Origin of the sequence: Streptomyces sp. URMC 129 (assembly GCF_051386415.1) — a bacterium.
Lineage (GTDB): Bacteria > Actinomycetota > Actinomycetes > Streptomycetales > Streptomycetaceae > Streptomyces.
Map to the genome: position 1 here is coordinate 1 of NZ_JBPQTQ010000007.1, position 21,567 is coordinate 21,567.

General features: G+C 75.5%; 19 protein-coding genes and 1 tRNA gene. 11 read left to right on the forward strand and 9 right to left on the reverse strand.

Annotated elements, in window-relative coordinates; genetic code table 11:
- Nucleotides 1-56 precede the first annotated feature (56 nt).
- Nucleotides 57-1,262 carry a hypothetical protein gene (locus ACSNOC_RS02805; protein WP_436745582.1) on the forward strand — a complete coding sequence of 402 codons (1,206 nt, stop codon included), beginning with the start codon at nt 57-59 and terminating at the stop codon, nt 1,260-1,262.
- Nucleotides 1,263-1,278: 16 nt separating this feature from the next.
- Here ACSNOC_RS02805 and metX read toward each other — a convergent pair whose 3' ends face one another.
- The 3 genes from metX to ACSNOC_RS02820 all read right to left on the reverse strand — a co-directional run bounded on the left by metX (nt 1,279) and on the right by ACSNOC_RS02820 (nt 4,017).
- Complete coding sequence (gene metX / locus ACSNOC_RS02810; RefSeq protein WP_436745637.1) at nt 1,279-2,415, reverse strand: homoserine O-acetyltransferase MetX; 1,137 nt, start codon at nt 2,413-2,415, stop codon at nt 1,279-1,281.
- Nucleotides 2,412-3,731, reverse strand: coding sequence for a bifunctional o-acetylhomoserine/o-acetylserine sulfhydrylase (locus ACSNOC_RS02815; RefSeq protein WP_436745583.1), 1,320 nt, complete (start codon nt 3,729-3,731; stop codon nt 2,412-2,414). Before ACSNOC_RS02815 ends, metX begins: the two co-directional genes overlap by 4 nt.
- A gap of 142 nt (nt 3,732-3,873) precedes the next feature.
- Entirely contained in the window at nt 3,874-4,017 is a 144-nt protein-coding gene (locus ACSNOC_RS02820; RefSeq protein ID WP_436745584.1) for a hypothetical protein, read from the reverse strand.
- A gap of 1,022 nt (nt 4,018-5,039) precedes the next feature.
- Here ACSNOC_RS02820 and ACSNOC_RS02825 point away from each other — a divergent pair.
- Nucleotides 5,040-7,448 (forward strand): tetratricopeptide repeat protein, encoded by a 2,409-nt coding sequence (locus ACSNOC_RS02825; RefSeq protein WP_436745585.1) that lies wholly within the window; start codon nt 5,040-5,042, stop codon nt 7,446-7,448.
- A gap of 85 nt (nt 7,449-7,533) precedes the next feature.
- Here ACSNOC_RS02825 and ACSNOC_RS02830 read toward each other — a convergent pair whose 3' ends face one another.
- From ACSNOC_RS02830 to ACSNOC_RS02840, 3 genes are all read right to left on the reverse strand, one after another.
- Nucleotides 7,534-8,847 carry a hypothetical protein gene (locus tag ACSNOC_RS02830; protein WP_436745586.1) on the reverse strand — a complete coding sequence of 438 codons (1,314 nt, stop codon included), beginning with the start codon at nt 8,845-8,847 and terminating at the stop codon, nt 7,534-7,536.
- Nucleotides 8,848-8,858: 11 nt separating this feature from the next.
- Entirely contained in the window at nt 8,859-9,323 is a 465-nt protein-coding gene (locus ACSNOC_RS02835) for a hypothetical protein (RefSeq protein ID WP_436745587.1), read from the reverse strand.
- A 122-nt stretch (nt 9,324-9,445) separates the two neighbouring features.
- Nucleotides 9,446-9,530 (reverse strand) — tRNA-Leu (locus tag ACSNOC_RS02840).
- A 144-nt stretch (nt 9,531-9,674) separates the two neighbouring features.
- Between ACSNOC_RS02840 and ACSNOC_RS02845 the strand changes: the two genes are divergently transcribed.
- The 3 genes from ACSNOC_RS02845 to ACSNOC_RS02855 all read left to right on the forward strand — a co-directional run bounded on the left by ACSNOC_RS02845 (nt 9,675) and on the right by ACSNOC_RS02855 (nt 12,399).
- The gene (locus tag ACSNOC_RS02845; protein WP_436745588.1) at nt 9,675-11,024 is read left to right on the forward strand and encodes a M20/M25/M40 family metallo-hydrolase; all 1,350 of its coding nucleotides are present in this window, start codon (nt 9,675-9,677) and stop codon (nt 11,022-11,024) included.
- Nucleotides 11,025-11,168: 144 nt separating this feature from the next.
- Nucleotides 11,169-11,408 carry a chaplin gene (locus tag ACSNOC_RS02850; RefSeq protein WP_436745589.1) on the forward strand — a complete coding sequence of 80 codons (240 nt, stop codon included), beginning with the start codon at nt 11,169-11,171 and terminating at the stop codon, nt 11,406-11,408.
- A 142-nt stretch (nt 11,409-11,550) separates the two neighbouring features.
- A complete protein-coding gene (locus ACSNOC_RS02855) occupies nt 11,551-12,399 on the forward strand; it encodes a chaplin (RefSeq protein WP_436745590.1) in 849 nt (282 codons plus the stop codon).
- A gap of 67 nt (nt 12,400-12,466) precedes the next feature.
- Here the strand turns inward: ACSNOC_RS02855 and ACSNOC_RS02860 are convergent, their stop codons facing one another.
- Nucleotides 12,467-12,655, reverse strand: a complete 189-nt coding sequence (locus ACSNOC_RS02860; RefSeq protein ID WP_059008558.1) for a DUF5703 family protein — start codon at nt 12,653-12,655, stop codon at nt 12,467-12,469.
- A gap of 47 nt (nt 12,656-12,702) precedes the next feature.
- Here ACSNOC_RS02860 and ACSNOC_RS02865 point away from each other — a divergent pair, with 47 nt between their 5' ends.
- Nucleotides 12,703-13,362, forward strand: a complete 660-nt coding sequence (locus ACSNOC_RS02865; RefSeq protein WP_436745591.1) for a hypothetical protein — start codon at nt 12,703-12,705, stop codon at nt 13,360-13,362.
- 392 nt (nt 13,363-13,754) lie between these two features.
- On the opposite strand, the gene ACSNOC_RS02870 is transcribed toward ACSNOC_RS02865, so the two are convergent.
- Nucleotides 13,755-15,668: a helix-hairpin-helix domain-containing protein gene (locus ACSNOC_RS02870; RefSeq protein WP_436745592.1), complete on the reverse strand. Its 1,914-nt coding sequence runs from the start codon at nt 15,666-15,668 to the stop codon at nt 13,755-13,757.
- A complete protein-coding gene (locus tag ACSNOC_RS02875; RefSeq protein ID WP_436745593.1) occupies nt 15,665-16,651 on the reverse strand; it encodes an aldo/keto reductase in 987 nt (328 codons plus the stop codon). Before ACSNOC_RS02875 ends, ACSNOC_RS02870 begins: the two co-directional genes overlap by 4 nt.
- 87 nt (nt 16,652-16,738) lie before the next feature.
- Between ACSNOC_RS02875 and ACSNOC_RS02880 the strand changes: the two genes are divergently transcribed.
- From ACSNOC_RS02880 to mshC, 5 genes are all read left to right on the forward strand, one after another.
- A complete protein-coding gene (locus ACSNOC_RS02880; RefSeq protein WP_436745594.1) occupies nt 16,739-17,788 on the forward strand; it encodes an LLM class F420-dependent oxidoreductase in 1,050 nt (349 codons plus the stop codon).
- A 32-nt stretch (nt 17,789-17,820) separates the two neighbouring features.
- Complete coding sequence (locus ACSNOC_RS02885) at nt 17,821-18,513, forward strand: MSMEG_4193 family putative phosphomutase (protein WP_436745595.1); 693 nt, start codon at nt 17,821-17,823, stop codon at nt 18,511-18,513.
- A gap of 72 nt (nt 18,514-18,585) precedes the next feature.
- Nucleotides 18,586-19,179: a DUF3090 domain-containing protein gene (locus ACSNOC_RS02890; protein ID WP_436745596.1), complete on the forward strand. Its 594-nt coding sequence runs from the start codon at nt 18,586-18,588 to the stop codon at nt 19,177-19,179.
- The gene (locus ACSNOC_RS02895; protein ID WP_436745597.1) at nt 19,140-19,997 is read left to right on the forward strand and encodes an SCO1664 family protein; all 858 of its coding nucleotides are present in this window, start codon (nt 19,140-19,142) and stop codon (nt 19,995-19,997) included. Before ACSNOC_RS02890 ends, ACSNOC_RS02895 begins: the two co-directional genes overlap by 40 nt.
- Nucleotides 19,998-20,067: 70 nt before the next feature.
- Nucleotides 20,068-21,297: a cysteine--1-D-myo-inosityl 2-amino-2-deoxy-alpha-D-glucopyranoside ligase gene (gene mshC / locus ACSNOC_RS02900; protein WP_436745598.1), complete on the forward strand. Its 1,230-nt coding sequence runs from the start codon at nt 20,068-20,070 to the stop codon at nt 21,295-21,297.
- Nucleotides 21,298-21,567: the final 270 nt, after the last annotated feature.

Sequence of the window (21,567 nt, forward strand, 5' to 3'; positions counted from 1 at the left end):
CCTCAGCCCCGCTACCCGGACCTCCGGGTAGCGGGGCATTTCCGCGTTCTCACGCCATGACGACCGGAGACGAGCGGACGGTGCCCGCGGTGCTGCGACAGGGGGAGTGGGCCACCGTCCCGGTCCGCAGGACGGTGCTCGCCGTCGTCCACACGCTCGCGTACGCACAGCGCGTGATGGACGTCGTCGGGCTCCTCCGAGCGGACCCGCGGATCCAGATCGTCTTCACCGCGGCACCGCACGCCTTCGGAGCCGGAGTCGCGGAGCATCTCCTCCACCGGGGAATCGCGGTCGTCCCCTGGCGGCAGGCCGTCACCGCGGAGTTCGACCTGGCCCTGGCGGCCGGCTCGCAGGGCATCGACCGGGTCAGGGCGCCGCTGATCCGGCTGCCGCACGGAGCCGGACACATCAAGCTGCTCCGCCGGGCCGGAAACGGCGAGGACCGGACGCCGGGCATGCTCAGCCGCCGGCACCTGGTCCACGACGGACGTGTGGTCCCGGCGGCCATCGCGTTCTCCCACGAGCGGGATCTGCGGGCCCTGGCCCGCTCGTGTCCCGAGGCGCTGCCCGTGGCCACGGTGGTCGGGGACCCGTGCCACGACCGCATCGTGGCCGGCCTGCCGCGGCGCGCGGCCTACCGGCGGGCGCTGGGCCTGAGCGGAGACGAGCGGCTCGTGGTGGTCGCGTCCACCTGGGGACGCTCCGCCGCGTTCGGACACTTCGCCACCCTGCTGCCGAGGCTGCTCGCCGAACTGCCCGGGGACCGGTACCGCGTCGTGGTGCTGGCGCACCCCAACGTCTGGGCGGCGCACGGGAGCTGGCAGATCCGCGGTTGGCTGGCCGACTCCCTCCGCCGGGGCGCCGTGCTCGTCCCGCCGGAGGCCGACTGGGAGCCGCTGCTGATCGCGAGCGACGTGATCATCGGGGACCACGGCTCCGTCACCGCGTACGGCACCCTGACCGGCGTGCCCATCCTGATGGCCTGCCGCCCCGGCCGCGACATCGCGGCCGACTCACCGGCCGCCGCTCTCGCCGCCGTCGCGCCCGCCCTGTCCCCGACCGAGCCACTGCCGGACCAACTCCGGTCCGCCGCCGAGCGGTACCGCCGGGAGGATCACCAACGCATCGGCGCGCTGCTGTCGTCCGAGCCCGGCCGGTTCAACGCGTGCATGCGGACCCTGATGTACCGGCTCCTCGGTCTCGACGAGCCCACCTCGCCCCCGGGCCCCGATCAGCGGCCCCTGCCGCCGCCGACGGCCTGAAGGGCGGGGTACCGCCTCAGGTCTCCGTCAACTCCCATATCAGCGTTGCCACCTGGTCGGTCTCGATCAGGAAGCCGTCGTGGCCGTGGGGGGATTCGAGGATGCGCAGGCGGTCCGCGGCGGGGATGCCGTTGGCCAGTTCGGCTTGCTGGGACAGGGGGTACAGGCGGTCCGAGTCGATGCCCGCGACCAGGGTGCGGGCCGTGACCCGGCGCAGGGCGGGAGCCGTGCCGCCCCGGCCGCGGCCGATGTCGTGGGTGTTCATCGCCTCCGTCAGCACCACGTAACTGCCCGCGTCGAAGCGGCGGATCAGCTTCTCGGCGTGGTGGTCGAGATACGACTCCACCTGGTACCGGCCGTCCCCCTGGGGCAACCGGCCGAAGCGCGCCTGGAGTTCGGCCTCGCTGCGGTACGTCACCTGCGCCAGCCGCCGGGCCAGGCCCAGGCCCGTGTGGGGGCCGAGCCCGGGTGCCGCGTCGTAGTAGTCGCCGTCCCGCCAGGCCGGGTCGGCGCGGATCGCGCCCACCTGGACGCCCGCCCACGCGATCTGCTCGGCGCTCGCCGCCGCCGGGCAGGCGAGCAGCAGCAGGGCACGCGTCCGGTGCGGGCGGGACACCGCCCACTCCAGGGCGCGCATCCCGCCCATCGAGCCGCCGACCACCAGCGCCCAGGCGCCGATGCCCAGCGCGTCGGCCAACTCCGCTTCCGCCGCGACCTGGTCACGCTGCGTCAGCCGGGGAAAGCCGCCGCCCCACCGCCCCCGGCCGTCCGGCCGGAACGACGCGGGGCCCGTGCTGCCCTGGCAGCCGCCCAGCACGTTCGGCGCCACCACGAACCAGCGGTCGGTGTCCAGTGCCCGCCCCGGGCCGATCAGCCGGTCCCACCACCCCGGCGTGGGGTGGCCGGGCCCGGCCGGGCCCGCGGCGTGGCTGTCCCCGGTGAGGGCGTGCAGCACCAGCACCGCGTTCGACGCGTCGGCCGCCAGCCGCCCCCAGGTCTCGTACGCCAGTCGCACGCCCGGCAGTTCACCCCCGGACTCCAGCGGCAGCGGCTTCTCCAGCGCCACCCACCGGCGGCGGCCGGGTGGCGAGACCCCCTCCTGCCAGGCCCCGGAGGCCGGCAGGAGGGGGGACGGCGGCGCGGACGCGGTCAGGACGCGCCCTTCGCCGCGCGGAACCCGGCCTCCAGGTCCGCCTTCAGATCCGCGACGTTCTCCAGACCGACCGACAGCCGCACCAGCCCCGGCGACGTGCCGGTGGCCGCGAGCTGCTCCGGGTCGAGCTGGCTGTGCGTGGTCGACGCCGGGTGGATGATCAGGCTGCGCACGTCACCGATGTTGGCGAGATGGCTGAACAACTCCACCGCGTCCACGAACCGCTTGCCCGCCTCGGCACCGTCCCGCAGCTCGAACGACAGCACCGCGCCCGCGCCGTTCGGCAGATAGCGCCCGGCCGCCTCGTACCAGCGGTTGGACGGCAGTTCCGGATAGTGCACGGCGCGCACCTCGTCGCGCTGCTCCAGCCACTCCGCCAGCGCCAGCGCGTTGGCCGAGTGCCGCTCGATGCGCAGGCTCAGCGTCTCGACGCCCTGCAGCAGCAGGAACGCGGAGTGCGGTGCCAGCGCCGGCCCGAGGTCGCGCAGGAGCTGCACCCGCAGCTTGATCCCGTAGGCGCCGGGGCCCAGGGCCTCCCAGTAGCGCAGGCCGTGGTAACTGGGGTCCGCCTCGCTGAAGCCGGGAAAGCGGTCGGGGTGCGCGCCGAAGTCGAACGAGCCGCCGTCGACCACGACCCCGCCGATGGTGGTGCCGTGCCCGCCGAGGAACTTCGTCGCCGAGTGCACGACCACGTCGGCACCGTGCTCGATGGGCCGCAGCAGGAACGGCGTCGGCACCGTGTTGTCCACGATCAGCGGCACGCCCGCCGCGTGGGCGACGTCCGCGACCGCCCGGATGTCGAGGACGTTGCCGCGCGGATTGCCCAGCGACTCGCCGAAGAAGGCCTTGGTGTTCGGGCGGACCGCCGCCCGCCAGGCGGCGAGGTCGTCCGGGTCGTCGACGAACGACACCTCGATGCCGAACCGGGGGAGCGTGTGCCGGAACAGGTTGTACGTCCCGCCGTACAGCGAGGTGCTGGAGACGATGTGGTCCCCGGCCCCCGCCAGGTTGAGGATCGCCAGCGTCTCGGCGGCCTGCCCCGACGCCAGCGCCACCGCCCCCACGCCGCCCTCCAGCGCGGCGATCCGCTGCTCGAAGACGTCCGTCGTGGGGTTGTGGATGCGGGTGTAGATGTTGCCCGGCTCGGCGAGCGAGAAGAGGTTCGCGGCGTGCTCGGTGTCGCGGAAGACGAACGAGGTCGTCTGGTAGACGGGCACCGCCCGGGCCCCGGTGGCCGGATCGGGCGCGGCCCCGGCGTGGATCTGCTTGGTCTCGAACGACCAGGCGGGGGTGGCGGATTCGGCGGACTGGCTCATGACTGGTGTACCCCTTGGAACGGAGAGAACGGGCGCGACGGCGCGGCGGCGCGGCCGGAAGGGCGAGGGACGCGCCGTAGACGGCGCGGTGACGGAGGGCCGGGGACGGGAGGCGGGCGGGGGCGGAGCGGGGAGCGGCTGGTCAGCGCTCCGCGGCGCCCGGCGTACAGCTCGTGCCGGGGCACCGACCGAGCACGCGGGCGCTCACGGCGCGGACATCGCCCGGCGCGGGGCAGGAGGCCGCGCGGACATGGCGGTCCGCCCGGTACGCGTCGGTGACGGACACGGCCCCTCCTCCCTCCCTCTCGCGGCTTCCCGGCTGCTTCCCGGCGGCTCACCGGCTCGGGCACCGATCACGTTAGGGCAGGCCAGAGGGCCGGGGAAGGCCGGACGGCCGATGGCCACAGGACCGCAAGGCGCGCCCATCCCACGGCAACACCGCCGCAACAATCGCCGCCGCCGCACCGTCCCGGCCGCCCCTCGGCACTCCACCGCGGCCCGCTCCGCCACCCGCCACCCGCCGCCGGTCGGCCTGCCTGCGCACGGCCGCGAAGCGGGACCCCGCCGCCGGGTCGTGGAACGGCCCGCCCGGCGCGCCCGGCGCGGACACACCGCGCAACGGCACCAGCAGCGTGACCGGGGCGTGGGCGCCGTCGGGCCGGGCTGTGACGACGGCCCGACGCGTTCCGGCTCCTCGGCCGTGACCCGCTCCGGCCTGCCGCCGCCGTCCTCGCCGCGTCGGTGCGGGCGCCCTCCGGCGAACCGCTGGGCACCCCCCACCGCGTCCAGCGCACCCAGCGACACGACCTGCGGCAGGCCCTGCCCCCGCCGGGCGCCGCCGCTGCCTGAACACGGCGACGGCCGGGGAGACCGCCCGGCCCGGCGAGCCAGGCGCTGCGGCGCGCGGGCCGCCGGATCGGCGGCGTCTCCTTGCCGCAGCCATCCGTCTCCTGAACCCGGACGTGGTCACCGTCCGCGGCCATCTCGTGGACGCGGGCGACCAGACCCTCGCGGGCATGCGGGGAACCGTCCACGGCGCCGCGCTGCCCTCCTCCGCGCGCGCCCTCGTCCTCGCCCCGGCCCGCCTCGGCGCCGACGCCGGATCCGCGGCGCCGCCCGGACCGTGGTCGAACACGGCCCTGAACCCGAAGCCCATCGACGGCCTCGTCGCCGTCCCCCTCAGCGCCTGGCGGCCCCCGCGCGCGGGAGACGATCCACGCCCCCGGCACGCCGCGCCCGCCGCCGCACGGCCTTTCGAACCCCCGCGTCCGATAACGTACTTGGAAAGGTCGAGCCGGGGGAGGGCCCGTGGATCTGCTGACGACGGCGGCCGTGGTGTCGGCGGTCGAGTCGGTGACCTCCGACGCCGTGGCCGGGGCCGCCGGGGAGTTCGGACGCCGGGCCTCCGAGGCGCTGGCCGGCCTGGTGCGGCGGATCCGGCACCGGGACGGCGACGAGCCGCCGGCGCTGCCCGAGGACACCGAGACCCGGCGCGAACTGGCCGACCGCCTGCTGGACGAGGCCCGCCGCGACCCCGGCTTCGCCCGCGACCTGGAATCGTGGCTGCGGGACGCCGCCCCGGTCACCGCGCCACCCGGCCGCGACAGGCCCCTCGCCACCGCCCGGCCCCGCCTCCTCCCGCCCGGCACCGCCGCGTTCACCGACCGCGAGCAGGTGCTCGCCACCGTCGAGGAGGTGGTGGACGGCCTGGGCGAGGACTCCCGGGGACCCGGCCTCGTGGCCCTGCTCGGCCCCGGCGGCATCGGCAAGACGGCCACCGCCGTGCACTGCGCGCACGCCCTCGCCGACCGCTTCCCCGGCGGCCAGCTCTACGCCGACCTCCGCGGGGTCTCCGCCGCCACCGCCGTCGCCCCGTCCGAGATCCTCGTCCGCTTCCTGACCGGCCTGGGCGTGCCGCCGAGCCGCATCCCGCGCGACGAGCAGGCGCAGGCCGACCTGTACCGCGACCAGACGGCCCACCGCCGCCTCGTCGTGCTGCTCGACAACGCCCACTCGGCGCCCCAGATCGTGCCGCTGCTGACGGCCTCGCCCCGGTCGCTCGTCCTCGTCACCAGCCGCTACCGGCTGCCCGAACTGGTGCGGGACTACGGAGCGCGCCTCATCGCGCTGGGGCCGCTGTCCGCGGCCGACTCGGTACGGCTCCTCACCCGCATCGTCGGCCCGGCGCGCATCGCCCAGCAGCCCGCGTACGCCGAGGCCGCCGCCGGTTCCTGCGGCGGCATGCCGCTCGCCCTGTGCGCCACCGGGGCCCGCGCCGCCGAACGCGAACACCTGAGCTGGGAGCGCATCGTGCGGGACCTCACGACGCCTGACGAGGAGACCCCGGGCGAGGACGACGATCCCGTGCGGGGCGGTGGTCAAGGGGAGAACCCCGCCTTCCGGGCGACCGATCTCTCCTACCGCGAGCTGAGCCCGCCCGCCGCCCGCCTCTACCGGCTGCTGGGCCTGCGTCCCTGGCCCGGCGTCCCGGTGGGCGCCGCGGCCGCCGCCGCCGGGATCGAGGACGAGGGCCGGGCCCGCGCCCTGCTGGAGGAACTGGCGGGCGTGCACCTGCTGGAGGAGGTCGGGGAGGAGCGGTACCGCTTCCACGACCTGGTCCGGCAGCACGCCGAACGCCGGGCCCGCCAGGAGGAGGAGCCCCGCGAACTCACCCGCTCCACCGGGCTGGTCGTGCGCTGGTTCCTGCGCGGCGCGGCGGCGGCCGACACGGCCGTGCTGCCGGGCCGCTGGCGCCTCGGCCCCGCCTACCGGGAACTCGCCGGCCACGACGACGACTCCTGGGGCGCGGCCGGACCCGAGCGCGCGGGCCGGGCGCTGGACTGGCTGCGGCGCGAACGCGAGAACCTCGTCGAGGCCGTCCGGGCGGCCGACGAGCACGGCTTCGACGACCTCGCCTGGCAGGTGTGCGAGGCGATGTGGGGCCTGCACCTCAAGCTGGGCTTCTACGACCAGTGGGCCACCACCCACACGCTCGGTGTGGCCGCCGCCCGCCGCTGCGTCGAGGCGTTCGGCGACGCGCGGGCAGAGGGCCGGATGCGCGTCCAGCGGGCCTTCGCGCTGATGGGCCTCCGGCGGTTCGAGGAGGCCGAGGAGGAACTGCGCGCCGCCGCCTCGGCCGACCGGCGCGCCGGGCACAGCAGGGGAGAGGCCACCGCCCTGGAGACGCTCGGCCTGCTGCGGCTGCGGCAGTGGCGGTACGAGGAGGCCGAGACCCTCTTCGCGGACGCGGCGCGGACCCTGGCCACCATCGCCCCGGGCCAGGACGGGGCGCGGGACGTGCCGCGCGCCACGGCGATCCTGGCCCACCACACCGGACGCGCCCTGCGCGGACAGGGCCGCCTGGACGACGCCGTACGGCAACTCCTGCACGCCCTGGTCCTCTTCCGCGAGCTGGACGACCGAGACCCCTACAACGAGGCACGCGTCCAGACCAGCCTCGGCGAGACGTTCCTCGAGGCCGGCGACCCGTCCGCCGCCCGCCAGCCCCTCGACGACGCCCTGACGGTCCTGACGGCGGAAGGCGCCTGGATCCACGAGGCCGAAGCGGCCCGCCTCCGGGCCCGCTGCGCGAGGGAACTGTCCGACCCCCGGGGCGAGGTCCACTACCTGCGCATGGCGAGGTCGCGCTACGAGAGGACGGGCGAGACAGCCCTCGTGGCACACCTGGACACCCGCCTGGCGGACCTCGACGGCTAGGACGTTCCGGCGGCACGACGCCCCGCCGACCTCCGGCCCCGCACGGGGCGTCCGGTGGTGGGGGAGGAACGCCGGCGGACGGCCGTCACCGTCGGCGGCCCCGATCGTCCCGGGTGTCGCCGGGCGGCTCGACGCGCACGTGGTGACCGGTCCGGCCCGTCACCACCGTGATGCCGTGTGCCACGGCGTCCCCGAGGGGTCCGCCCTCGGCCAGCCAGGCGTACAGGGCCGAGGCATAGGCCGCCGGGTCGCACAGGTCACGACGGCCGGTGGCGTCCGGTGCGGCGGTGAGGCGGAGCGGGCCGCCGCCGCGCGCCCGCACCGTGCAGGTGTCCGGGCCGGTGACGTACGCCGCCAGTTGGCTGCCCGGATGCCGCTCCAGCACCTCCGCCGTCCACGCGGCCGGCGGACCGACACGCGGGTCGTCCTCGGCCGCGTACCGCAGGATCACGTCCGCGACGCGCAGCCTGCTCGTGTCCCGCGTCTCCTCGTGCACCGCGGTGTGCGCCCGGTCGAAGCCGTCCGCCTCCGGCTCGTACGGCGCGTCGGCGTACCGGCTGACGGCGATCGTCCGGTCGGCCACCTCCCCGACCAGGCGGGTGAGCACGCGCACCGGCGCCGTGCGCCCGGCCGGCTCGGGCGACGGCAGCGGAAGCCGGTCCAGGACCGCGGGTCCGGGGGGCTCCGCGACGCCGATCAGGCCGTAGAACAGCGCGCGCAGCAGCGCGGCGGAACGGGCCGGGGCCGAACTCACCTGCGCCGCGAGCGCGGCGTGGCGGGCCGGGTCGTGACGCTCCATGAGCCGGTCGAGCCGGGCCCGCAGCGGGTCCCCCGGCCCCAGCCGGGGCGCCGCCCGCCCCAGGGCCGCGACGGGCGAGCCGGGGTCGAGGTCGGCGCCGGGGAAGGCGGCCAGCAGCACCGGCCGGCCGATGGCGGCGGCGTAGAAGGTGACCGAGCCGTGGTCTCCGAGGACGCAGTCCGCGGCGACCAGCGCCTGCCGCCACGCCTCCAGCGGCGGGATCAGCACGAGCCCGGCCCGGCGGGCGCGGTCCAGCCAGGCCCGCACCTGGCCGGGGCCGTGCCCGTGCCAGATGTTCGGGTGGAGCACGGCGGCCACGCGGTACTCGTCGGCGGGCAACTCCGCCGTCAGGCGCGGCAGGACGGTGAGCAGCGCGTCGACGGCCGCCTCGCTGCCGAGGAGGGAGCGCGGCCCCCAGGTGGAGGTGACCACGACCAGCCGCTGGCCCCCGGCGACCCCCAGAGCCCGCCGGAACCGGTCACGCTCCGGAAGGGCGGCCAGAATCCGGTCGTAGCAGGGATCCCCGGCGAGCACGGCGGTCGGCACCGCCGGCGGACAGGAGGCGGCGAGACGGCCGAGCTGCTCGGGGTGGGACAGCACGGTCGCGGCGGCTATCGGCTCCCCGTCGCGCAGCAGCTCCGGACCGAACCCGAACGCCGCTGGCCGCTGGCCGCTGGCCGCTGGCCGCTGGCCGCTGGCCGCTGGCCGCTGGCCGCTGGCCCGGGCAGTCTCTTATTGTACCCGACCCCGTGTGAAATGACCGCCAACTTGCCCTGAATTGCATCCAGTTGACCGCCATAGCTGGCCGCGACGGCGAGGTCCACCGGCAGGCTCACCGCCTGCTCCCAGGGCAGCACCGGCAGCCCCGTCGCCCCCAGCAGCTCCGGCACCCCGGCCAGGAACGGCGACGACCCCGTGCACGTCACCAGCATCTGCACGCGCGGGTCGTCCCGGAACAGCGGCAGGACGTCCAGCAGCCGGGTCGCGGAGGTCACGTTGTGCACGACGAACAGCACCCGGCGGCACCCCCGGCGCGTCACCCACCGCTCCGCGTCCGCGCCAACGGGCACCCTCACCTGCCGGGCAACCACGCCCACCCCCGCCTTCCGCACGCGACGCCCCCGCCGGCCGGTCGCGCCGTTGGTCACCCAAGGCCCCCACAAGAGAAAAACCCCAGGTCGACTGGGGTCTTCTCCGGTGTCCGAGGGGGGACTTGAACCCCCACGCCCTTAAACGGGCACTAGCACCTCAAGCTAGCGCGTCTGCCATTCCGCCACCCGGACGGGGTGTGGCGCCGGGACGGTGGTGGTGTCGCGGCGACGCGGGCAACCATAGCAAAGTCCCGGCCCGCGCGACGTCCCGGCCTGCGCGATCCCCGGCCCGACGGGGGAGGATGGGAACGGACCCCATCGCAGGAGGAATACAGCGTGAGCCAGTCGACCCCGACCCCGGACCGTGCCGGGGGCAGCAAGAGCGCGACGTCCGCCGAGGACGAGGTCGTCGGACTGTGCCAGGACCTCATCCGCATCGACACCAGCAACTACGGCGACCACTCCGGGCCCGGCGAACGGGCCGCCGCCGAGTACGTCGCCGAGCGGCTCGCCGAAGTCGGCCTGGAGCCCAGGATCTTCGAGTCGCACCCGGGCCGGGCCTCCACCGTGGCGCGCATCGAGGGCGAGGACCCCTCGCGGCCCGCGCTGCTCATCCACGGTCACACCGATGTGGTGCCCGCCGACGCCGCCGACTGGACCCACCACCCCTTCTCCGGCGAGATCGCCGACGGCTGCGTCTGGGGCCGCGGCGCGGTCGACATGAAGGACATGGACGCGATGACCCTGGCCGTCGTCCGCGACCGGCTGCGCTCCGGGCGCAAGCCCCCCCGCGACGTCGTCGTCGCCTTCCTCGCCGACGAGGAGGCGGGCGGCGTCCACGGCGCGCGGTACCTGGTGGACCGTCACCCGGAGCTGTTCGAAGGCGTGAGCGAGGCGATCAGCGAGGTCGGCGGCTTCTCGTTCACGGTCAACGAGAACCTGCGCCTCTACCTCATCGAGACCGCGCAGAAGGGCATGCACTGGATGCGCCTGACCGTGGAGGGCACCGCCGGCCACGGGTCGATGACCAACAACGACAACGCCATCACCGAGCTGTGCGAGGCCGTGGCCCGCCTCGGCCGGCACCGGTTCCCGGTGCGGGTGACCAAGACCGTCCGGGCCTTCCTCGACGAGCTGTCCGACGCCCTCGGCACCGAGCTCGACCCGGAGAACATGGACGAGACGCTGGCCAAGCTCGGCGGCATCGCCAAGATCATCGGCGCCACGCTGCAGAACACCGCCGCCCCCACCCAGCTCGGCGCCGGCTACAAGGTCAACGTCATCCCCGGCACCGCGACCGCGCACGTGGACGGCCGGTTCCTGCCCGGCTTCGAGGAGGAGTTCCTCGCCGACCTCGACCGCGTCCTCGGCCCCCGCGTCCGGCGTGAGGACGTGCACACGGACAAGGCGCTGGAGACGACGTTCGACGGGGCCCTGGTCGAGGCGATGCAGTCGGCGCTGGTGGCGGAGGACCCGGTGGCGCGGGCCGTCCCCTACATGCTGTCCGGGGGGACGGACGCGAAGTCCTTCGACGACCTGGGCATCCGGTGCTTCGGGTTCGCGCCCCTGAAGCTGCCGCCCGAGCTGGACTTCGCGGGGATGTTCCACGGCGTGGACGAGCGGGTGCCCGTTGACGGCCTGAGGTTCGGAGCGCGCGTGCTCGATCGCTTCCTCGATCAGTGCTGAACACAAACGCTCAAATAATCGTGCTGGCGTACGAGATTCCTCAGAGTGGGTGAAAGATAGCGTCGGTTCGTGCCCTGCTTTCGGCCATCTCGTTGCATCCAGTGCAGTCCCCGGCTGGGGCCGCATTGTCAACGAGGAGGAATAATGATCAAGAAGGTCGTCGCCACCGCGGCCGTTACCGGCAGCCTGATGATGGCGGGCGCGGGCCTTGCCGTGGCCGACTCCGGCGCGGACGCGAAGGCCGCTGCGGTCGGTTCCCCGGGTGTGATCTCCGGCAACAACGTCCAGATCCCGATCGGCATCCCGATCAACATCTGCGGCAACACGGTCAACATCATCGCCCTGCTGAACCCCGCCTTCGGCAACACCTGCGTCAACGCCTGATCCTGGCCCCACTCCACGAGGGCTTGAACCACGGTCCCGGGGTGCGAGCTCCGCACTCCGGGGCCGTTCCGGTTTCACAGCGGGCGCGGGTGCCCTCTTCCCCCACCCCGCGTCCCATACATGACGAGGCAGGGAAACAACCATGCGACAGGTCACGAGGAAGGGCCTGATCACCGTAGCCGCCGCGGGCGGCTTGCTGGCGTTCGCGACCGGCTCCGCGCACGCGTCGGGCGCGGACGCCGACGGCGCGGCGGTCGGTTCGCCCGGCGTCGCGTCGGGCAACAACGTGCAGGTCCCGGTCGGCGTGCCGGTCAACGCCTGCGGCAACACCGTGAACGTGGCCGGCGCGCTGAACCCCACGTTCGGCAACCAGTGCGCCAACGTCGGCGGTGGCGGCCACAGCGACGCCGAGGACCCGGCTCCGGCGCCGGGCGAGGGCCAGGGCCAGGACGGCCAGGGCGAGGGCGAGGGCGAGAGCCAGGGCGGCACCCAGGAGGCCGGTTCCGGCTCCGCCGGCGCCGAGGCCCAGGGCGCGGCGGTCGGTTCGCCCGGCGTCGCGTCGGGCAACAACGTGCAGGTCCCGGTCGGCGTGCCGATCAACGCCTGCGGCAACACGATCGACGTCGTCGGCGTCCTGAACCCGGCGTTCGGCAACGACTGCGCGAACACCGGCGGCGGTCAGCAGCCCGGCGAGCCGGGCGAGCCCGAGCAGCCCGGTGGGCCGGAGGAGCCCGAGGCCCCGGCCGAGCCCGGCCCGGGCGGCCGGCCGGACGAGGGGACCGCTCCTTCCGAGGAGACCCCGGCCGACTCCGACGAGCCGGAGCACGAGCCGGCCGGCGCCGCGGCGGACGACATGGACGAGGCCGAGGGCGGGGAACTCGCCCAGACCGGCGACGACCTGGCCATGGGCGGCGCGCTGCCGCTGGGCGCCGGTCTCCTCGTCGGCGGCGTGGTGCTCTACCAGCGCGGCCGGCTGGCCCGTCGGGGCTGAGACACCAGCACCTCACCCGGTGTGCTGACCGGACGAGTGGGCCCCGCCCGACGGGGGGGCCCACTCGTCACCATGTGGGGCGGAGCTGACGGATGATCCGGCGCCGCAGGCGCACCCGGCGGCTGCCGTCCGGGTACAGGCGGAGCCGGGCCAGCTCCCAGTGGCCGTACTCGGCGTGCTCCGTCAGCAGACGGGTGGCTGCCGCGCGGGAGACCCCCCGGGGCACGTACACATCGCGAAACTCGTATTCCGGCATCGAATCTATTGTGCGGGCAAGCCCTGCTTGCCGATACCGTCTGCACCATGTCTGATGCTGTGCAGCCCCACGCTGCCGAAGTGCGCGCCGCCGCCGACGCGCTCAAAGAGGCCATCGACCGGCACCTGGCCGCGATCGAACGGCGCGCGGCGTCGCCCGGTGCGGGGCCCGAGGCGGACGCCTCGGTCTTCGCCGCGTTCAACGAGATGGCCGCCGCGGGCGAGGCTTACGACGAGCTGCTGTACGACGTCTACGACGAGGTCACCCCCTTCGAGGTCCCGGACACCGAGGGCGGTGCGCCCTACACCGGGCCGGCGGAGCCGGACGCCCTCAGCGTGTTCATCCGCAGGGACTACACCGTGGTCGAGCCGAGACGGCTGCTGGCGCAGGCCCAGCGGGTCGCGGAGCTGGACCCGGAGGCGGCCGACGAGGACGAGCCGGACGCGCCGGAGACGGCGGGCCGCAGCACGCACGCCGCGCTCACCGTGCTCTTCGGCGAGTTCGATCCCGACGAAATCGCCTCCCGGCACAAGGAGTTCGGTTTGGAGGAGGGCGACGCCACGCTCTGGGTGCTGGCCGCCGACGAGCCGGCCGAGCCGGGGGAGTGGCTGGCCGCCCCCTTCGACTCCGTCGACCCGGAGCGGGTCGTCTGCCGCTTCGACATCAGCGAGGCGTTCGAGGAGGACGACCTGGACGCCATCGACTGAACCGGGCGGCACAGCCTCCGAGGGGACGGAGACGGGGGGACGACGGGCCGTGGACGCGTGATCGGCAGCGCCCTCGGGGCCCATCGCCCGGCCCCCGCGGGACCGGCATCCGGCCACGGGCGGGTCCGCACGTCGCCGTGGGCCGCCCTCGTCCTCCCGAGGCCGCAGTCCCGGACTCACGCCCTCGTCGGCCGGCGGCGACCTCCCGGGACACCACACCGGGGGCCGTCGTCCCAGGGGGCGTCCGGCCGCCCACGGCTCCCCCGGGGGTACCCCGGGGCGCGTGCGAGCGCACGGCGCCGGATCGTCCTCGTTCCCCCGGGGACCACGCCCGGGGGAGCGGTACGTGGGCGATCCGGCAACGCCGCGAGGGTGCGTGCCCGGGCCGGGCCCTAGTCGGCCGCCGGGGGGCCGGGCGCGGTGGTCGTCTGTTCGTGGAGCAGGGTGCGTAGGCGGGTGCCGCGCGTGTCCGCGGGGGGTGCGGCGACCGCGTGGGCCAGTGCGGGGCCGGTGCCCTGCACCACCGACAGGTGCGACTCGGCGCGGCTGAACGCCGTGTAGACCCAGGCCCGGTCGAGGTCGCGCGCCGCGTCGCCCGGCAGCACCACCACGGCCGCCGGCCAGCGGCTCCCCGCCGCCTGATGGGCGGTCACCGCCCAGCCGTGCCGCACGGTGTCCGGCACCAGCTCCCTGGCCACGGCGAACCGGCCGTCCGCGTCCCGCAGCCACAGGCCGTCCGCGTCGGCGTCGTCGACCGTCACGAGCCGGGTCCGGCCCGGCGCGGGGGAGTACGCGACCCGGTCGCCCGGATCGAAGCCGCCGAACCGGCCCGGCCCCGGGTTCAGCCGGGCCTTCAGCGCCGCGTTGAGCGCGCGGGTGCCCGCCGCGCCGCCGTGTCCCGGCGTGATCACCTGCACCTCGTCCACGGACCGGCCGAAGGCGCGCGGAATCGAGTCCGCGACGAGCTGGACCGCCCGGTGCACGGCCTCGCCCGCGTCCCGCACCGGCACGATCACCACCTCCTTGCCCGGCGCCGCCACCTGCGACAGCTCCCCGGCACCGACCCCGGAGAGCAGCTCCCCGACCGGGCCGGGATCCGGCGTCCGCGACACCACGCGCGGGCAGACGCCGGCGGCCAGCACGTCCGCGAAGACCTGCCCCGCGCCGGCCGGGCCGAGCAGCATGGGGTCGCCGCTGAGCACCAGCCGCGCGCCGTCCGGCAGCGACTCGACCAGCGCCGCGGCGGCCTCGGTGCCGAGCTGGGAGGCGTCCGAGACGGCGAGCACGTCGAGGGCGAGCAGCCCCTCGCCGTCCCGCCCCGGGCCCTCCTGGCCGGTGAGCAGCCCGGACACGGTGACGGCCGCGTCGGCCGCGTCCTCCGGCAGCAGCCCGGCCAGCCGCCGCCGCCCGTCCGGGCCGTGCGCGGCGGCGAACGCCCGCAGGCCCAGCGACCGGGCCGCCGCGACCAGTGCGGCCGGCTCGGCCCGCGCGGCCTCCCCACCGGTGTGCGCCACCAGCGGGCTGTCCGCCGCCGCCCGGATCAGCTCGGCCGCGGACGGCGACGGCGCCGCGTCGGCAGCCGTCGCCCAGTCCGCCCCGCCGCCGTCCGGCGCCGTGAACGTGCCGCGCAGCCGGAACAGCCCGTCCGCCAGGCTCTCCTCCGCCAGCGCGAACCGGTCGAGCCCCAGCAGCACCTGGACCGCGGCCCCGCCCTCCGTCTCCTCGCCCGGCGCCGCGTCCCCGTCCTGGAAGACCAGCACCGCGCCCGCCTCGATGGCGTCCCGCACCGCCTCGTCCGGATCGGGCACGGCATGCCGCGCCAGGCCCTTGGCCACGGCCGCCGGCTCCAGGGCCGTGTGCCCGGCCAGCGCGGCGCGCTCCAGCAGCCACACCGTCAGGGCGCGGGTCCTGCGCTCGTCGTCCGGGGCGCACTCCTGTTCGAGCAGCGCCCGGGCGAAGCCGTCCGCCTGCTCGGGGCGCACCCCCTCGACCGCGAGCAGCCGCCACGGATCGGCGGCCAGCTCTCCGGCCGCGCCCTCGCCCAGCGCCGCCACCACCTTCGGCGCCAGCGCCTCCGGCGCCCCGCCCCTGGCCAGCAGCGCGGGCACCTCGTCCGGCACGGACACCGGCCGGGCGGTCGGCTCCGGCGCACCGGCCGCGCCCCGCGCCGGAGCCGGGCGCGGCGGCGGGGGAGCGGGCCGGGTGAAGAACGAGGCGGCCGACCGCTCGCCGCTCTCCACGGCCCGCACCGCGGCACGCAGCCGGGCCGCCGCGTCGAGGGGCGGTACGTCGTTCCCGTCGGTCACAGCGAGCTCCAGTCCTGGTCGGGGTAACGGTGCAGCGGCGCCGAGACGTCGTCGAGCGCTCGGCGGATCTCCTCCGGAAGGTTAAGGGCCTCCACTGACAACGCCTGGGCGAGCTGCCGCGCCGTCCGCGCGCCCACGATCGGCGCCGTCACCCCCGGCCGGTCGCGCACCCACGCCAGGGCCACCTGCAGCGGGGTGACGGCGAGCCCGTCCGCCGCTATCGTCACCGCGTCCACGATCCGGCCGGCCGCCTCGTCCAGGTACGGCGCGACGAACGCCCCGAGCTGCTCGGAGGCCCCGCGCGAGCCCGCCGGCCGCGCGCCCTGGCGGTACTTGCCGGTGAGCACCCCGCGCCCGAGCGGCGAGGACGGCAGCAGCCCGACGCCCAGGTCGAGCGCGGCGGGCAGCACCTCACGCTCCACCCCGCGCTGCAGCAGGGAGTACTCCATCTGGGTGCTGGCGAGCGGGAACCGGGTGCCCGGCGCGGCCAGTTGCCAGGCGGCGGCCTTGGCGAGCTGCCAGCCGCAGAAGTTGGACACCCCGGCGTACCGGGCCCGGCCGCTGGAGACCGCCATGTCGAGGGCCTGGAGCGTCTCCTCCAGCGGCGTCGCCGGGTCGTAGGCGTGCACCTGCCACAGGTCCACGTGGTCGACGCCGAGCCGCTCCAGCGAGCCGTCGAGCGCGGCCAGCAGATGCCCGCGCGAGGTGTCGAAACGGCGGTCCGGATCCGGCACGCTGCCCGCCTTGGTGGCGATCACCAGGTCCTCGCGCGGCACCACGCTCCCGAGCAGCCGCCCCAGCAGGTACTCCGCACCGCCGTCCGCGTACACGTCGGCCGTGTCCACCAGGGTGCCGCCCGCCTCCCAGAACGTCTTCAGCAGTTCCGAGGCGTCGTCCTCGCCGGTGTCCCGCGCCCAGGTGAGGGTGCCGAGACCGAGCCGGGAGACGCGCAGGCCGGTGCGGCCCAGGTGCCTGAGATCCATGGCCGTTGAGCGTACTTGCGCCGACGCAGTACAGTCCCGGGGGACCGGTGTGTTACTTGTCGGTAGAGCGGCGGCGGAGGAGCGACGATGCGCCTTGGAATCAATCTCGGCTACTGGGGAGCCGGGATGGACGCGGACAACCTCGCGGTCGCCCAGGAGGCCGACCGGCTCGGCTACGCCGTCTGCTGGGCCGCCGAGGCGTACGGCTCGGACGGGGCGACCGTGCTGGCCTGGGTCGCCGCCCAGACCCGGCGCATCGACGTCGGCTCCGGCATCTTCCAGATCCCGGCCCGCGCCCCGGCCATGACGGCGATGACGGCCGCCACCCTGGACTCCCTCTCCGGCGGGCGCTTCCGCCTCGGTCTCGGGGTCTCCGGGCCGCAGGTCTCCGAGGGCTGGTACGGCGTCAGGTTCGACCGGCCGCTGGCCCGGACCCGGGAGTACGTGGAGATCGTCCGCAAGGCGATGGCCCGCGAGCGCCTCACCCACGAGGGCGAGCACTGGACGCTGCCGCTGCCCGGCGGCCCCGGCAAGCCCATCAAGCTCACCGTGCACCCGGTCCGCGACCGCGTCCCGCTCTACATCGCCGCCATCGGCCCGAAGAACCTGGAGCAGACGGGCGAGATCGCGGACGGCGCCCTGCTCATCTTCTTCGCCCCCGAGCACGCCGAGGAGACCACGCTCGGCGCGCTGCGCGCCGGCCGCGCCAAGGCCGGGAAGACCCTCGACGGCTTCGACGTCGTGCCGACCGTGCCGATGGCGATCGGCGACGACGTCGAGGCGCTCGCCGACCACTTCCGTCCCTACACCGCGCTCTACGTCGGCGGCATGGGCAGCCGCGAGCAGAACTTCTACAACCGGCTCGCCCGGCGCATGGGGTACGAGAAGGAGGCCGCCGAGATCCAGGAGCGGTACCTGTCCGGCGACAAGGAGGGCGCCGCGGCGGCCGTCCCGCACCGGCTGATCGACTCCACCACCCTCATCGGGCCCGTGGAGCGCGTCGCGGACCGGATGCGGGCCTACGCCGAGGCCGGGGTCACCACCCTCTCCCTCGCCCCCGCGGGCTTCACCCTCGACGAGCGGCTCGCCTCGCTGCGGGCCGGCGTCGAGGCACTGGAGCGCGCCGGTCTCGCCTGACCGGTCCCCGGGCCTGGCCTAGGCTGGCACACATGCCCACCCTGCTGCTCCTCCGTCACGGCCGGACCACCGCCAACTCCTCGGGGGTGCTGGCCGGTCGAACGCCCGGCGTCGGCCTCGACGCGCACGGCGCCGCGCAGGCCGCCGCGCTGCCGGGGCGGCTGTCCGGCATCCCGCTGGCCGCCGCCGTGCACAGCCCGCTGGAGCGGTGCGCGCAGACCCTGGCGCCGCTGCGCGCGGCGCGGCCGGAGCTTCCGGTCCACGCGGAGGAGCGGATCGTCGAGTGCGACTACGGCGAGTGGACCAACCGCAGGCTCAAGGAACTCGCCGAGGACCCGCTGATGGTGACCGTCCGGCGCCAGCCGTCCGCCGTCGTCTTCCCCGGCGGCGAGTCGCTGCGCTCCATGCACGCCCGCGTGGTGGCCGCGGCCCGGGAGTGGGACACCAGGATCGCGGCCGAGCACGGCCCGGACGCCGTCTGGCTGATGTGCACCCATGGCGACAACATCAAGGCCGTCGTGGCCGATGCCCTCGGGCTCCATCTCGACCTGTTCCAGCGGATCGTGCCGCACCCGGCGTCCGTGACGGCCATCCGTTACGGCGAGCCGCCGCTGCTGCTGCGCTTCGGCGACACCGGCGACCTGTCGGAGTTCGTGCCGGACACCGACGAGGCCGCCCGGGACGCCTCCGAGGCCACCGAGGCGCCGGTGGGCGGCGGTGCCTAGGCACGTTGATCGCGAAGCGCAGTAGGGTGCCAGTGTCTCAAGCAGCAAGCAGTCGACCCCACGGAGCAGTACGTGTCCCGTCAGGTGTTCCTCTACGACCCTCCCGAACGCTTTGTCGCCGGGACGGTCGGGTTGCCTGGCCGCCGTACCTTCTTTCTGCAGGCAACGGCGGCGGGCCGTACCACCAGTGTCTCCCTGGAGAAGGCCCAGGTGGAGGCGCTCGCCGAGCGCATCGATGAGCTTCTGGACGAGGTCGTGCGGCGCTCGGGCGGCAACACCACGGTCCCGGCCGTCGCGCCCGCCGAACTGACCGACACCGGCCCGCTCCAGACGCCGGTCGAGGAGGAGTTCCGCGTCGGCACCATGGCCCTGGCCTGGGACAGCGAGAACGAGCGGATGATCGTGGAGGCCCAGGCGCTGGTCGAGCTGGAGGCCGAGTCGGAGGAGGCGTTCGCGGAGGCCGAGGAGCGGCTGCTGCGGGACGACGAGAACGGCCCGCCCATGCTGCGCGTCCGGCTCAGCGGCACCATGGCCCGCGCCTTCGCCAAGCGCGCCCTCGAAGTCGTCAACGCGGGCCGGCCGCCGTGCCCGCTGTGCAGCCTCCCGCTCGACCCGGAAGGACACGTATGTCCGCGCCAGAACGGATACCGCAGAAGCCGGGTGTGACGGCGGAGACGGTGCTGGAACGCGGCGAGCTGACCCTGCACGGGCGCATCACGGAGGCGTCCAACGCCGTCCTGTACGCCACCGCCGATCTCGACGGCCGGCGGCTGCCGTGCGTCTACAAGCCGGTGGCGGGGGAGCGCCCGCTGTGGGACTTCCCCGAGGGCTCCCTCGCCCGGCGCGAGGTCGCCGCCTACGCGGTGTCCCGGGCGCTGGGCTGGGACATCGTGCCGCCCACGGTGCTGCGCGACGGCCCGCTCGGCGAGGGCATGTGCCAGCTCTGGGTCGGTCCGGCGCCCGACGACCCGGGCGACCCGGACGCCCCGGAGCGCGGCCCGGGCGGGCTGCTCGCCCTCGTCGAGGCGGACGAGCCGGAGCCGGGCTGGAAGGCCGTGGGCTACGCGGACGTCGGCGGCGGCCGGACCGCACTGCTGGTGCACGCCGACGACGAACGGCTGCGCCGCGTCGCCGCCCTGGACGCCGTCATCAACAACGGCGACCGCAAGGGCGGCCACCTGCTGCCGCTCGCGGACGGCAGGCTGTACGGCATCGACCACGGCGTCACGTTCCACACCGAGAACAAGCTCCGCACGCTCCTGTGGGGCTGGGCCGGGGAGCCGCTGCCGCCGGACGTGCGCGAGGCCCTGACCCGGCTTCAGGACCAACTCACCCACGACGGGCCGCTGATGACCCGGCTGGCCGAGCTGATCACGCCGGCCGAGCGCGCGGCGCTGCGCGAGCGGACGGCGGGCCTGCTGCGCGAGGGCCGGTACCCGGAGCCCAGCGGGGAGTGGCCGGCCATCCCCTGGCCCCTGGTGTAGGCGCGGGGTGCGGCGGGGCCGCGCCGGGGTGCGGTCGTCCCGGCGCGGGAGGGGCGGATAGGCTCGGACCATGTATGCCTGGCCCGCACCCAAGGTTCCCGTCCTGCCCGGTCAGGGCCGTGATCTCACGGTTCACGACACCGCCACGGACGGCCCGGTGACGCTCAGCCCCGGTCCGCTCGCGCGGCTCTACGTCTGCGGGATCACCCCCTATGACGCGACCCATCTCGGGCACGCGGCGACGTACATCGCCTTCGACCTCGTCCAGCGGGTGTGGCTCGACGCCGGGCGCCAGGTGCACTACGTGCAGAACGTCACGGACGTCGACGACCCGCTGCTGGAGCGGGCCACGGCCACCGGCGTGGAGTGGACGGCGCTGGCCGAGCGCGAGACGGCGCTGTTCCGCGAGGACATGACGGCGCTGCGGATCCTGCCGCCGCGCGACTACGTCGGGGCCGTGGAGGCGATACCGGAGATCGTTCCCCTCATCGAGCGGCTGCGGGCCATGGGCGCCGCCTACGACCTCGACGGCGACGTCTACTTCTCCGTCGAGTCCGACCGGCACTTCGGCGGCGTGTCCCGGCTGGACGCCGCCGCGATGCGGGCGCTGTCGGCCGAACGCGGCGGCGATCCGGAGCGGCCCGGCAAGAAGAACCCCGTCGACCCGCTGCTGTGGCGGGCCGCCCGGCCCGGCGAGCCCTCGTGGGACGGCGCCTCGCTCGGCCCGGGACGCCCCGGCTGGCACATCGAGTGCGTCGCGATCGCCCTCGACCGGCTCGGCATGGGCTTCGACATGCAGGGCGGCGGCTCCGATCTGGCCTTCCCGCACCACGAGATGGGCGCCTCGCACGCCCAGGTCCTGACCGGGGAGCACCCGTACGCCGCGTCCTACGTGCACGCCGGGATGGTGGCCTACGAGGGGGAGAAGATGTCCAAGTCCAAGGGCAACCTGGTCTTCGTCTCCCGGCTGCGCGCCGCCGGCACCGACCCGGCCGCGATCCGTCTGGCGCTGCTGGCCCACCACTACCGCTCGGACTGGGAGTGGACGGACGCCGATCTGGAGGCCGCGGTGCGGCGGCTGGAGCGCTGGCGGGCCGCGGTCTCCCGGCCCGACGGGCCGCCGGCCGGGGTGGTGGTCGAGGAGATCCGCGCGGCCCTGGCCGACGACCTCGACGCCCCGGCGGCGCTGGCCGCCGTGGACCGCTGGGCGGACGCCCAGCACGGCGCGGGCGGCGACGACACCGGTGCCACCGGCGTGGTGTCCCGCGCGGTGGACGCGCTGCTGGGCGTCGCGCTCTGAAGGCGCGTCGCGGAACCGCCGGACGGCCGTGGATCCCCTGCCGGGCCGCCTCCGGGAGCGGGGCGGCCACGCCACACCACGTCGGCACACCAGGGCTGGGCGTCGCCTTCGAGCACGGCCGGAGTCGTGCCGCTCCCGGCTCCCGCTACGCGCTTGAGGGGCCGGCTTCACAGGGGCGTCCGGCCGGCCCGGGGCTTCCCCAGCCCTCGGGGCCTGGGGAAGTGCCCCCGGGTGTGTGCGGTCGCGGGGCGCGGGATCGTCCTCGTTCCC

What these genes read in the sequence shown, in the direction of transcription:
- ACSNOC_RS02805 (WP_436745582.1), top strand. Translation starts at nt 57, where the DNA reads ATGACGACCGGAGACGAGCGGACGGTGCCCGCGGTGCTGCGACAGGGG.
- ACSNOC_RS02815 (WP_436745583.1), bottom strand. Translation starts at nt 3,731, where the DNA reads ATGAGCCAGTCCGCCGAATCCGCCACCCCCGCCTGGTCGTTCGAGACC.
- ACSNOC_RS02850 (WP_436745589.1), top strand. Translation starts at nt 11,169, where the DNA reads ATGATCAAGAAGGTCGTCGCCACCGCGGCCGTTACCGGCAGCCTGATG.
- ACSNOC_RS02855 (WP_436745590.1), top strand. Translation starts at nt 11,551, where the DNA reads ATGCGACAGGTCACGAGGAAGGGCCTGATCACCGTAGCCGCCGCGGGC.
- ACSNOC_RS02860 (WP_059008558.1), bottom strand. Translation starts at nt 12,655, where the DNA reads ATGCCGGAATACGAGTTTCGCGATGTGTACGTGCCCCGGGGGGTCTCC.
- ACSNOC_RS02865 (WP_436745591.1), top strand. Translation starts at nt 12,703, where the DNA reads ATGTCTGATGCTGTGCAGCCCCACGCTGCCGAAGTGCGCGCCGCCGCC.
- ACSNOC_RS02875 (WP_436745593.1), bottom strand. Translation starts at nt 16,651, where the DNA reads ATGGATCTCAGGCACCTGGGCCGCACCGGCCTGCGCGTCTCCCGGCTC.
- ACSNOC_RS02880 (WP_436745594.1), top strand. Translation starts at nt 16,739, where the DNA reads ATGCGCCTTGGAATCAATCTCGGCTACTGGGGAGCCGGGATGGACGCG.
- ACSNOC_RS02885 (WP_436745595.1), top strand. Translation starts at nt 17,821, where the DNA reads ATGCCCACCCTGCTGCTCCTCCGTCACGGCCGGACCACCGCCAACTCC.
- ACSNOC_RS02895 (WP_436745597.1), top strand. Translation starts at nt 19,140, where the DNA reads ATGTCCGCGCCAGAACGGATACCGCAGAAGCCGGGTGTGACGGCGGAG.
- mshC (WP_436745598.1), top strand. Translation starts at nt 20,068, where the DNA reads ATGTATGCCTGGCCCGCACCCAAGGTTCCCGTCCTGCCCGGTCAGGGC.